The sequence below is a fragment of the Paraburkholderia steynii genome (assembly GCF_900100565.1).
GTDB classification, from domain to species: Bacteria; Pseudomonadota; Gammaproteobacteria; order Burkholderiales; family Burkholderiaceae; genus Paraburkholderia; species Paraburkholderia terrae.
In genome coordinates this window covers 55,430-67,474 of record NZ_FNDI01000019.1, presented here as the reverse complement: position 1 = coordinate 67,474, position 12,045 = coordinate 55,430, and the positions used below count along the sequence as shown (strand labels likewise).

At 56.8% G+C, this 12,045-nt stretch carries 10 protein-coding genes and 1 pseudogene; 6 read left to right on the top strand and 5 right to left on the bottom strand.

What is annotated here, in order from left to right; genetic code table 11:
* Nucleotides 1-798: 798 nt before the first annotated feature.
* The 3 genes from BLT65_RS29420 to BLT65_RS29410 form a co-directional block, all read right to left on the bottom strand.
* Nucleotides 799-1,836 (bottom strand): HlyD family secretion protein, encoded by a 1,038-nt coding sequence (locus BLT65_RS29420; RefSeq protein WP_091784308.1) that lies wholly within the window; start codon nt 1,834-1,836, stop codon nt 799-801.
* Nucleotides 1,837-1,842: 6 nt separating this feature from the next.
* Entirely contained in the window at nt 1,843-3,357 is a 1,515-nt protein-coding gene (locus tag BLT65_RS29415; protein WP_091784546.1) for an MFS transporter, read from the bottom strand.
* 65 nt (nt 3,358-3,422) lie between these two features.
* Nucleotides 3,423-4,985 carry an efflux transporter outer membrane subunit gene (locus BLT65_RS29410; RefSeq protein WP_091784305.1) on the bottom strand — a complete coding sequence of 521 codons (1,563 nt, stop codon included), beginning with the start codon at nt 4,983-4,985 and terminating at the stop codon, nt 3,423-3,425.
* A 209-nt stretch (nt 4,986-5,194) separates the two neighbouring features.
* Here BLT65_RS29410 and BLT65_RS29405 point away from each other — a divergent pair, with 209 nt between their 5' ends.
* Together BLT65_RS29405 and BLT65_RS29400 are read left to right on the top strand one after the other, a co-directional pair.
* Nucleotides 5,195-5,836 carry a TetR/AcrR family transcriptional regulator gene (locus BLT65_RS29405; protein WP_091784303.1) on the top strand — a complete coding sequence of 214 codons (642 nt, stop codon included), beginning with the start codon at nt 5,195-5,197 and terminating at the stop codon, nt 5,834-5,836.
* A gap of 32 nt (nt 5,837-5,868) precedes the next feature.
* Nucleotides 5,869-6,399, top strand: a complete 531-nt coding sequence (locus BLT65_RS29400; RefSeq protein WP_208545820.1) for a cytochrome b — start codon at nt 5,869-5,871, stop codon at nt 6,397-6,399.
* A gap of 487 nt (nt 6,400-6,886) precedes the next feature.
* Here BLT65_RS29400 and BLT65_RS29395 read toward each other — a convergent pair whose 3' ends face one another.
* Complete coding sequence (locus BLT65_RS29395) at nt 6,887-7,600, bottom strand: SDR family NAD(P)-dependent oxidoreductase (protein ID WP_091784300.1); 714 nt, start codon at nt 7,598-7,600, stop codon at nt 6,887-6,889.
* Nucleotides 7,597-8,478 carry an SDR family oxidoreductase gene (locus BLT65_RS29390; protein ID WP_091784299.1) on the bottom strand — a complete coding sequence of 294 codons (882 nt, stop codon included), beginning with the start codon at nt 8,476-8,478 and terminating at the stop codon, nt 7,597-7,599. The genes BLT65_RS29395 and BLT65_RS29390 overlap by 4 nt, the downstream gene beginning before the upstream one ends.
* Before the next feature lie 250 nt (nt 8,479-8,728).
* On the opposite strand from BLT65_RS29390, the pseudogene BLT65_RS29385 reads away from it, so the two are divergent.
* From BLT65_RS29385 to BLT65_RS29370, 4 genes and pseudogenes are all read left to right on the top strand, one after another.
* Nucleotides 8,729-9,027 (top strand): annotated as a pseudogene (locus tag BLT65_RS29385) (LysR family transcriptional regulator); the annotation flags it as partial.
* A gap of 353 nt (nt 9,028-9,380) precedes the next feature.
* On the top strand, nt 9,381-9,749 hold the full coding sequence (gene tnpA / locus BLT65_RS29380; RefSeq protein WP_244186713.1) for an IS66-like element accessory protein TnpA: 369 nt from the start codon (nt 9,381-9,383) through the stop codon (nt 9,747-9,749).
* A 286-nt stretch (nt 9,750-10,035) separates the two neighbouring features.
* Nucleotides 10,036-10,482, top strand: coding sequence for a response regulator transcription factor (locus BLT65_RS29375; RefSeq protein WP_091784291.1), 447 nt, complete (start codon nt 10,036-10,038; stop codon nt 10,480-10,482).
* A 101-nt stretch (nt 10,483-10,583) separates the two neighbouring features.
* Nucleotides 10,584-11,996 (top strand): hypothetical protein, encoded by a 1,413-nt coding sequence (locus tag BLT65_RS29370; RefSeq protein WP_143036580.1) that lies wholly within the window; start codon nt 10,584-10,586, stop codon nt 11,994-11,996.
* Nucleotides 11,997-12,045 lie beyond the last annotated feature (49 nt).

Genomic DNA, 12,045 nt, shown 5'->3' with positions numbered 1-12,045 from the left:
GCTAGGGCGGAGTGAAAAGCATCTGCGATCACGCTTTCCACACGTGCGGTCCCGCGTCATGCGTTCGCAGCCTTATTGCGCCGACAGGTCTCGGATATCGAACCGTGCTCCGTCCGCACGATCGCCACGGAGCACGCTCCTGATCCGTTATCCGCTGCGGCCTATGTTCCGCCGGATCGACTCTGGATGGCGCATCTCTTCGTGATTGACAGGTGCGGGTCGCAGCACGGACCCGAAGACCGGTTCGCCGACGACGATTGGCCACTCTGAGATTGCGGAGCGGCCGGCTCGCCATAGTGAAAGCGACTGCTTTCGACCGCCCGACCAGCAGGCTCTCGTCATCTGCGTCTAAAATCGTGATGAAGACATTGGGAAGCTGCGACTTTTCGGTCGGGTTCACGTTTTCGATGGTCGACGTGGACTGTGTCGAGAAGTTGTTTAGCGGAGCGCATTCGGGATGCGACGCCCATGGGCTCGACGGATACGACGCCATGAAGCACATCTTGTCGAACTAATTGCGAAAACGCCTGACAACGTGAACTAATGTGCAGTTACTGCAGCAGCGACGCCAGACGATATCGGCTTACCATGTGTCGTCGATATTTAGGAATGTAATCAGTTGATCCGGCTGTCCACAAGCCCGGTTGACAGGGACAGTAGCCTCGGACGACGAGCGCGTCGGAAGCTATTCTGTACATCGACACCTGCTTGAAGAGCACAACCGTGTCGTCGACGACCGTGTAGCACCGTGAGAATCTTTAGCTATCACGCCGTCGCCCGACATGCAGACTTATATGCTTATCCGCTCACTATACGGATTGTCGGCGTTACCGACATACCCACACGCAATCTCGATGTCGCCGACTGGTTTGCGTCGATTCTGATTCGCACAGGCAGGCGCTGGACGATCTTGGTGAAGTTCCCGGTCGCGTTATGTGGCGCGACAGCGGAATAGCTGACACCGCTGGCAGGTCCGAGGCTCGCTACACGACCTTTCAGCACTTCACCAGGCAAAGCGTCAACCGTGATGTCTACGATTTGCCCCGCTCGCACATGCTGTAGCTGTGTTTCCCGGAAGTTGGCCGTGATGTAGAGCGCATCGAGCGGCACGACCGCCAGCAACGGCTTCCCAGCGCTAACAAAAGCCCCAACCCGCACGGACGTCTGCCCAGTCGTGCCGCTAATCGGTGCAATGATGCGGGTGTAGGAAAGTTTCAACTCCGCGGCGGCCTGCGCTGCCTTTGCCTCTGCAAGAACTGCCCGGGCCTTTTCCAGGTCGCTTCGAAGAATGTCGAGTTGCTGCCGCGCACCTTGCAGGCCAGCCTGATCCTTTTCCCGGTTTGCCTGCTGGATACTCAACTGCGCGTCGGCCTGCTGCAATGCCTGCACCGTTCCCGAGCCGTCTCCGGCCAGGTTACGGTACCGGACCTGGTTGGTCTTCGCTAGCTGGAGGGCGGCCTCGTCTGCAGCAACTATTGCTTGCGCCTCACGAATACCTGTCTCCTGACGGGCGAGATGTGCCTGCAAGCCGGCAATGCTTGCCGTCGCGCTCGCAACCTGCGCCTTCGCAGCGTCAAGCTCGACCACGAAGTCCCTATCATCAATGGTGGCAAGCAAATCACCTGCCTTGACTGGCTGGTTGTCCTCGACCAGCACCCTGTCGACTGTACCGGCGATCTGCGGCGCGACCATGGTGAAATCGGCCTGTACATAAGCGTCGTCAGTGGACTGGGACGATCCACTTGATTCGGGACGGTTGATATAGAAAAAGACGGCCGTCCCAACCGCGAGCAGCAGTACGGCACTGGTGATCTTGACTGTTTTCGGTAACGCCATGTCGAACTATCCGTGTGAAGAAGATGAAGAAGACGGTTTCGGAAACGCAGTCCTACGCAGTTCCGGCGCGGGAATATAGGTAAGCAGCAAGACCACCGGGACTAATGCGAGCGCCAGTATTCCGAGCACACGGTATGCATCGGCCACAGATAGCACCAGCGATTGATGTCCGATGATGGTCATCAATTCAGACTGCTCTGGTAGCTGGGGAACGGAATTGCCTACCATCCCGGCATGATCTAGCAGCATGTCCGAATGAAAACGGCTACGGACCGTCATGAGTTGGCCGACGGCGGCACTTCCGATCAATGAGCCGAACGCGCGCACCGTGTTGACCGTGCCGGAGACATACGGTCCTTCAGGAGGTTGCACAACGCTTGTGCTAAGAAACAGCAGTGGTACCACTGCCATGGGCTGCCCAACAGCCTGCAGGACTTGCGCAACAACGAACTGATCTCTGCTCCAGTCAGACATCAACTGCGAGCTGGAGAAGCAGGCTAGCGCGACGAGCGCCAGACCGACGGCGAAAACAACGCGTGCATCGACCCACTTCCGATAGAGGAAGAACGCCACCAACGGTCCTAATACAAGTTGCGGCAGAGCGATGACTAAACCGATTCCCGCCGTCTGCCAAGGCCGATAATCCAGGATTTGCCCAAGGTAGTTGGACGGCAATGCCGAACCGGAAGTCAGTGTCACCAATAGAAGCAGAAACACCGTAAAACCCAGTCCCAGATTGCGCCGTCTGAGAAGCTGCAGTTTGAGGAAAGGTGTTGGGTGATACCACTCCGATAACAGGTAAATGACTAGCAGCGTCGTTCCGGTCACTGACGCGACCAAGATCACCGGCGACTGGAACCAGTCCAACCGCACGCCTTGGTCCAATGCAACGGCGATCAGGGCGAGGCCAGGCATGCCAAAAGCCATGCCGAACCAGTTGGCCTGCCGCAAACGTCCGGGTAGTATTGGACCTCGTTCCAGTCCCCATGCACCCAGCAATCCGGCAACAGCAGCAAGCGGAATAATTTGCCAATAGACCCAACGCCAGTCGTAGAACCCGTCCGTCCACCAGCCGGCCAGCCAGATGGCCACGTTTGGAGCAAACGTGGCGGTCATCGCATACAGCGCGAGGCCATATAGGCGGATAGACGGTGGCAGAAACTTCAATGCCGCCATCATCAGGATGGGGATCAATGCACCACAACTGATACCCTGCAGAAACCGCAGACACAGCAACAGATTGAGATCATGAACGAACGGCAATAGCATAGCCAATGCTACGCAAACGCAGAGCATCGTCCGATGGAAAAGCCTCAATGAAAACGTGATGGCAAACCACGTAGCGAAAGGTGTCGCCATCAATTCGCCAGCGGAATAGACGGTGGAGAGCCAGGACGCATCGTCGAGGCCCAAGCCCAGCGCCCCGCGCACATCCGCCAGTGCGAGCGCGCCGACGCGATTATTCAATCCCGCCATGATTGCGCCGACGAAGATGCCTCCCAGGCCCATCAGCACCCGCATGGATAGGACCGCTCCCGCTGACTCGACAGCCGGAGTGACGGCTTGTCCGGACGAAACGGCACCATTCACTTGTGGCTCTCCATCTCTATCGAGGACGAAGACAGAACCGTAACGCTCTCAGGTATCGCAACTGCCGGCGTATTGACGGTAGCCGAGGGCACAGCCATAGGTTCGCGCGGATCCCAGCCGCCACCAAGGGACTTGTAGAGATTCACCAGCGCAATCGTTGCGTTAGTTGCGCTGGCATTAAGGCTCGTTTGGCTGGCTAGCAGGTTGCGCTGCGCAGTCAGCACACTCAGATAGTCCACCGCACCTTCCTGATACCCTCGTTCTGCAACTTGCAACGCTTGCTTGCTCTGGTCGACGGCAACGATCAGTTCTGCGTATTCGCGCTGCTGGGCTGCCCAAGCGTCCAGCGAGTTGTCTATTTCGTGCCAGGCTTGCAGGACGGTCTGCCGATACGCGATGGCCGCTGTCTTCTGCCGCGCCTCGTTCAGTTCAAGTTGCCGCATCAGTCGGCCTCCCTGGAAAATGGGCAGGTATACCGCCGGACCGAATGAAAAGAACCGGGAATCCCAGCTCGAGAGGTCCGTAAGGTTGAAAGCCTCAATCCCCATTTGGCCGGTCAAGCTGATACGTGGGTAGAAATCGGCCTTCGCAACACCGATAGCAGCTGTAGCAGCATGGAGTTGAGCCTCCGCTCGCAGAATATCTGGTCGCCTACGTGCCAATTCCGAGGGAACGCCTACCGGTACATTCGTCGGTAGTGACGGCAAAGGCATGGCTTTGAACAACTGCAAATCCAACGCGCGGGGCTTCTCCCCGAGCAGCAATGCGAGCGCGTTCATGAGAGCGTTGCGCCGCTGGGCAAGGTCCGGAAGCATGGCCTTGATAGTGGCCAGTTCAGCACGGGCAGACGCAGACTCGAAACGTGTCGCGACACCGTTCCGAGCGCGGCTTTCGGCCAGCCCAAGCGCGCGCTCGGCGATGACACGGTTCTGCTCCGCGATGTCAATTTGAGCCTGCGTGCCCCGCAACTGGAGGTAGGTCCTCGCCACTTCCGCAGCCAAAGCCACACGCACAGCTTCATGGTCGTAGACTGTGCCTTCAAGCTCCGCCGCTCGTCCCTCGCTGGCACGCCGCGCACGACCCCACAGGTCAATTTCCCAATTGGCGTCAAAACCAAGTTGCCAAAAATTGTTGGGGCTGGTGGGCGCCCCAAGGTGGCCAAAATGTCCAAATTTGCTGATGGCCTCACGCGCGTAGCTGGTGTTGGCTCCGACTGTCGGTAGCAACTCTGAAGACGTGATGCCCAATTGGGCCCGGCTTTCTTCAATACGGCCAGCAGCCTCCTGCAAGCCGAGGTTTCCCGAGTAGGCCTTCATCTCGAGCTCGGTTAGCAACCTATCGTCGAACAACGACCACCACTGAATAGGCACGTCGTCGCTCAAGCCTTGGACACTCCCCGGGTAATCCGGTCTTGGAGCCAACTGAACCGCGTCGAGGCCGTTTTGGGATGTCACGAAGTCTGGACCGACTGCGCACCCCGCCAACCAGACCGTGCAGACCGCTGTTCCAACCACGCGGCGAATGCGCAATGGAAAACGTGTTGCTGCGTAATGAGACATCGTTGCCATATCCTAATAATGCCGATACCAATCGAATCGAACCGATCGGTTTATATCACGCACAAAATTGATACGCCAGTGGTGGCAGCGACGTCCTGAATCCAAACTACTATGGAAAGGAGCAGGAAATTGATGAATGTCTTGCGCAAAACCGATCGGTTCGGCATGATACGCGCTAGCCTTGTACGCGAGCCCAGCTCCTGCCTTTAATGCGACAGACCAAACCAGCCGCCTCACCCAACGAAGCCGACCGAGGATCCAAGACCGACGCGATCTTGCGCGGAGCTAGGGCCATTTTCATGGCCCACGGGTTCAGCGCGGCGACAACGGACATGATTCAACGCGCCGCGGAGGTTTCGAAATCCACTGTCTACTCGTACTACCCGACTAAGGAAGAGCTGTTCGTAGCGGTGATAGAAGCAGAATGTCGAACATTCACGGACTCTATTCAGGGAATCAAATTTCGCCCCGGGAAACTCGGCGAGACGTTGGCGGAACTGGCACGTGCCTATCTGAATATCGTTCTCTCCGAGACGGCCCTGTCCCTGTTGCGGGTCATCATCGCGGAAGCCCCTCGTTTTCCGGAACAGGCACGCGCGTTCTACTTAGCGGGACCGAGCGTCATCGCATCAATGGTTGCCGAGATTCTTGGCAGTGCAGCGGCATCAGGTGAAGTCGACCTGACTGAATGCGGTCGATTAGGCGCAGCGGATCTCTTCGCGAACATGGTGCGCGGCGGTCCGCAGTTTCAGTGTCTTCTGCATCCGAATACATCCCCGTCTGCTGCACAGATCGACCAATGGGTCGCTATGGTCGTTACAACTTTCATGCGAGCTTATGGGCGCGAATAGCACCTGAACGTTGACTCCGAAGGAGACTGACAATGGAACTGAAGAGCACGAGCAATCACTATGGCACCGTCGCCGTCTCAATCCATTGGATCAGCGCCATCCTGATCATTGCCCTGATCGGCTCGGGATTTCGGGCAGCGGCAACAGTAGACTTCGAAGCCAAGGCAGCTATTCTTCGCGCTCATCTGCCGATTGCTGTGACTGTGCTGTGCCTGACGGCATTCCGGATCGTATGGTGGTGGCGCATGGATCGAAAGCCCCATCCTGTTGCGAACGCTCCGCGCTGGCAGCGCCGTGCGGCGCGGGCGTCTCATTTGCTTTTTTACGTCACTATTCTTGGCATGATTACGAGTGGTATTGGCATGATGATGCTAAGCGGCGCAGCGCCTGTTATCTTTGGCCAACAATATGCAGTACTGCCAGACTTCTGGAAGTTACCTCCCCGCTTGCCACACGCTATCGGAGCGCGTTTTCTCGTCGCCCTCCTTGTTCTGCATGTGGGAGCTGCCCTCCATCACCACTTCGTCCGTCGTGACAAGTTATTGCAACGTATGTGGTTTTGAATTTGAAGGAACTTGTTGCACGGCCGTCATTTGTGCGGCATGCAACGGCGTGTCATAACGTCATTGCACGTGGCCCCGTGACCACGCCAACAACGATAAACCCGTTCCCACCGGCATCGCAGAGATCTCATATCGATAACGAAATTGTTGAGTCCCCACATGAAGCTGAACCGCTTAGGGAAGCCCTAACGCTCACGTCTGGCGCCCTGCTACGTTCGCTAAAGCCACTTGGCGGTCGCAGAGCCCCTAGATGACGTAACCTCCGCCGTCGAGGTCGCGCTGGACTCGACAGCATCAACGCGAGGCACCAACCCGCCCACTATGCGCATTGCCGCGTTCGGTGATGCAATTTGCACCGAAAACAGGCCAGTTAACGCCGACGTCGAGCTGCGGCTGTGGACTAGCACCCCTCTTCCGTCTCTACTCAATAATCGCCGGGCTAAGGGCGGCGCCCGTAGCCCGGAGTTCTATACCGTTTAGAGAAACATCACCATGTTTCAAGAAAGGGTCGAGCCTCAACCTCGAAGCTCCAAGCTTGGCGGTCTTGAGCCGTCAACCAATACGCGGTCTCCGCCAGTGCTGCAGGAGAGACGAAGGCTTCAGCCGGCTTGTCAGCAAAATGCTTACGCGCGCCGGGAAGATCTACGATGCCGTCGATAACAACGAGCGCGACGTGAATGCCCATTGGCCAAAGTTTGCGCGCCATCGATTCAGCAAGGCTGCGCTGCGCCGCCTTGGCGGGCGCGAAGGCGGCAGTATTCACACCGCCCCGGCGTGAGGCGGTTGCGCCAATGAAAATGATGCTACCTCGACCGCGCTCGACCATGGAGGGAATGATCTGTTTTGCGCATAGAAACCCGCCAAGGGCGTTTACACGCCATGAGTCCTCGAACTGTTCAGGCGTGATGGTCTCGATATCACCGAACACCCCCGACCCGGCGTTGAAAAGCAGGACGTCGACTTCACCAAGGTCTGAGCGGATTCTCTCAAACACCGTCGACACCGCTTCGGCATCAGCGACATCGCAGGCATAGCCCCGAGAGTTAGGGACCTGATTTGCCAGCACCGTTACGCGGGCCTGGTCGCGAGCAAGCAACGCGACTGCATAACCCGCCTCGGCAAAGCGCTTCGCGAGCGCCTCGCCATTGCCCGGTCCGGCGCCCACGACAACCGCTACGGGCAGCTTAGTAAGCTTCGTCATCCCTGTACCCTCCAAGACTCGGCTGTCTCGCGCGCGAAGGCTGCGTACGTACGGGCCGGTGTGTCCAGGATGTCAGTAAGGACGAGCTGTGACGCCGGTTCGGGTAGCATGCCAAACTTCTGGAACGCCCTAAACATGATTCGTGCATCCCTTGCCTGCCATTTCGGAGCGAAAGACCCCATCATCGTCTCTAAAGCATCCAGATCATCACCTGCATAGGAAACCGTCTTTCCAACGACTTCACTCCAGATTCGGGCAAGATCCTCCCCTCTCAACGCTTCGGCGCCGACAATTTCGATCACGTTTCGCGGCAATGGGGCCGACGCGCGCTCCCGGCGAAGCAATTCTTTTGCGGCAACGGCGGCGATGTCACGGGCATCGACCATTGCAACACCCATCGCCCCTATGGGCATAGGGTACGTACCGTAGTTGAGTATCGCCTCTTTCAGCATTGCATCATTCTGGAAGAAATAGGCAGGCCTCAGTACCGAAGCAGGTATAGCGCGTTTGGCGATTGCCTGCTCGACTGCATGCTTCGCTGTGAAATGAGGCACGTCTACGAACAAATCCGCGTTAAAAGCAGAAAAATAGACGATCCGTTGAATGCCCGCCTCGACTGCAAGGTCGAGCGTGAGAAGTGCCTGTGTCAGTTCGTCCGGCACGACCGCGTTGAGGAGGAAAAGCGTGTCTACACCCTTAAGCGCTGCTCGCATGCTGTCGAGATCGGTCATGTCACCAATCACTTTCTCGACTCCTGCGGGAAACGCCGTTGGTTTGTCGCTTCGAACCAGCGCGCGCACACTGACGGATTCCGACGCAAGATGATTGACGATGTGGGAGCCGATAGTACCCGTGCTGCCAGTAACGAGAATTGTCATAGTATTCGATGTCTTAAGTTAGAGGCCAGTTCATGCCCCCTCTGTCCTTCGCGGCGTCCGAGCGTGCGTACGCACACAAGTGAACTCAGCCAAAAACCATCGGTATGCTGTCGCCGTCAACTTTTGCTATCGCACTGGCTAGCTGAGTGGCATCCAATCCAGAGAGCTCACCGCAGCATCATCGATCATTTGGATATCGAGATAAAGGTGGTAAGGTTGGAAACATTGATCCATAAATGGAGCAATTTACGTGAAGCTACTTAGCGCCATGGCCTTGTTTATCGAAGTGGCCAACGCCAAGAGCTTTCGCCGCGTCGGCGAGGTAATCGGCACACCAAACTCGACCTTGTGCCAGCGGATCAACCTTCTCGAGATAGCAATCAGACTGCACCGCACGACACGCAAGGTCGAGTTGACCGAGGCAGACCAGATCTATTTTGAGCGGCGCAAGCGCCTCTTTGACAAGGCCAAGCTTGCGCACGATAGCTCGGCGAATTGGTAGTGCTACCCGCCGGCATTTTACGCGCGTCACTACCGGTAGACTTCGCGAATATCCCGCGACCTCGCACCGGCATGCGGTTGTGCGACTTCGCTGCACCGGCATGACCAATGCCAATGCGGAGTAGCTTTCCCACAACAATAGCACCGTGCCGGAGAAGAAAACCTGCTCGTTGAGGTAGCGGATGGAGCTAACCTTGAACGGAACCCAGCCGAGCGAGCGCCGTGCTCCGCTGGACACACGCTAGCGCAACCTGGTCTTGTGGGCACACTTTCGCCACACGGCGCACCTCACCCATGGTCTGCAGCGCACGGGAGTAAAGGGTAAGCGGGCGGCCGACCCAACTTGAAGTCCAGCAAAGCACTTGGGAGTATCGTGTCCACCTAAACGAATAAGCGGACACGTGAACACTATCGTCGAAGAAGGAATGCCTTCCGAACGTCGCCACCGGCTGCGCTACAGCGAGGAGTTCAAGGCCAAGGTCGTAGCTGCCTGTCACGGAACCGGAGTATCAGTTGCAGCGGTCGCGCTTGGACACAGGCTCAATGCTAACCTGCTGCGGCGCTGGATCGATCAGGCAGAAGGCCAGCTGCCCAAAGGGTTGTCGGGCCGTCCGGCAGATTTGCAACCGGCAGCCGCGCCAGCATTTGTGCCGATTACCATAGAATCCCGCAACACGCATTCGGCCGAAATTCGCATGCCCACCCACAGGGCTAGCGACATTGCCGCGTTGCTGCCGCATCGATGGCAGCCGAAACAGGCCAATGCCTAACCTCGCCCGTCAAGACGGGACCGCTGGCCGCTTACCTTCGTCCGTTCCGCGCGACCTGAAGTTGTCACGAACTTGCTATCAATAATAAGAAGCTGGTGTTTTATGCCTAGCGAATTGCTGCACGACTCAACAATCTGATCGGGGCGACTCCGGTATGAAGAAGACGGGGACAGGGGCACCAGGCACAACGCTGTCGCTTGTCACGCGTACGGCAAATCAACTGCTGCGGTTAGCGGTCTGCTAGACCAGACAGACTGAGCGTAACTAGACACATCGTCGGCCTTCAGTGCCCGAAAGCACACTGACGCCGCGCGAGCGAGAAATCCTGGATTTGTTGCGCCAGGGGATAAGCAACAAAGCAATTGCGGCTCGCTTTGGCATAAGCGTCGATACTGTGCGTCGCCACTGCAGTCGCATCAAACGAAAATGCGATGCACCCTCCGCGTCAGCCGTCATCCTTCGGCGGATACCTGACCCACAGCGATATTCCCTGGAATTGACAGAGGCTGCCGCTCTGCTAAGCGCAGCCGAACTGCGCGTGATGCAACTGCTGTGTGAAGGTCTGACGAGCAAACAGATCGGGCGAACCTTGATGATAAGCCACCGAACCGTCGATAAGCATCGAGAAAATCTGTTTCGCAAGCTCGGCTGTCGGTCTACGCGCGAGGTCACCGCCTGGCTCGCTCGTCAATACGCAAACAGTGGCATACCGGTTTCGTCAGACGAATCCTAACTTACACATACCGCGGTCTCCAAGAAGAACGCGGTACTGCCTGGGTAAGGTCATCGCAAGCCGAGCGACCTTACCTCTTCAAACGAGCATAGGAGCTTCAAATGCCACGCACTTTGGTCGTTCCCGGTGACATCCTGAAATCGTGGACTGGAGTAGAAGTTTGGCAACGTCAGAAAGGTCGATTTGTCGACATCACGCATGAATGGTCATGGCCTGAGACAGTCCATCAGCACTATGAGGTGTCGGTGGTTGCGGAAAAAGACGGTTCGTATTGGGTGCCAGCCTCTACGCATCCGCCGAAAGTATGGTTTGGAGAAACGTTGATTGAAGGGACAACACCTCGAGGTAGCCGACCGGTCAACCGCGACGACAACGAATATCGCCCCAACCAGACCTATATCTGGATCCCCAACGGAAGCATTCCATACAACTATGTCTGCGGATCGACGACGAACGCCGTCGTGTGCAAGGCACCGTCAGATTATCGCCCCGACGCAGGCAATCAAAAGGTGTTTTCTGCACCGCTGGCCAGCAACGCCCATATGCTGCTCGACAGCGTCATGGCTGCTACCGGCGACAAGGACCAAAGTGCCTTTCAAGATTCCGATGGTTTGATCGGTTTCGTCAACCTCTCGAGCTCTTTCGTCACGGACAATCCGGAATTCAAAGTCGGCCGTGACGTCTGTGACAAAGTTTCGAACTTTTTTTCGACGCTTCGCATCAAGGTGTTTGGCGCACTATTGAAGGATCCGTCGAAGGTACTTCCCGGAGACAAGCCGCCAAAGTCTCAGTGGGATCTGTCGGTGACTCACTATATGCAGTACATGCTCACACAGGCGGGCGGGCTCACCAACTACAAAATCACGACGGAGACTTACTCAGTCACTCAGATAGTCGCAGAATTCAGCACTGCATTTCTGAAACTGATCTTCGATGCTGCAGTCGTACCGGAAGCGGTGATTGTCGATGTGACCAACTTTATCCAAGGTGTAGGAGGTAGCCTTCGAGCAAGTTGGGATGACCGTTCCAGAAACTTCGAGACGGCATTGCTTGGGCAATGCCACGAAGCCGTCCAGACGGATAGCTCGGGCAAGACAACAGTCTACTTCCCGAAGATCAAGTACTACCACATCAAGGTTGACTCCAGTCAACAGGAGTTCACTTCACCTTGCTCATCCGTGAAAAAAATCACCTTCAACTTCAAGTACGAATATTACGTGACGGCGCTGAAGCACACGATCCTCGATCCGACATCCAAAGACTACAAGGATTTTGTTGCGTTTCTGGATCGGGCGCAGGGCATCTCGTACAAACAGGCCAACAACAATCTCGACCAGATTCTCGAAGATACAGTATCTACGCCGGGTGGCCACACGGCGGCGTTCGCGCTGCTGTCGGGACAAGACTTGTTCGGAGTCAACCTTGAGGAATATCCGCGCACTGTGCGTACACCGCCCTCGATCATTGAAACTGTCTTGAACCAGGCAGCGAGAGATGTGGTCGAGGCTGGCTAGTCCCTCCAGTGCTTGACAGGACCAACGAGGTCCTCGCCTCAAGTCAGTC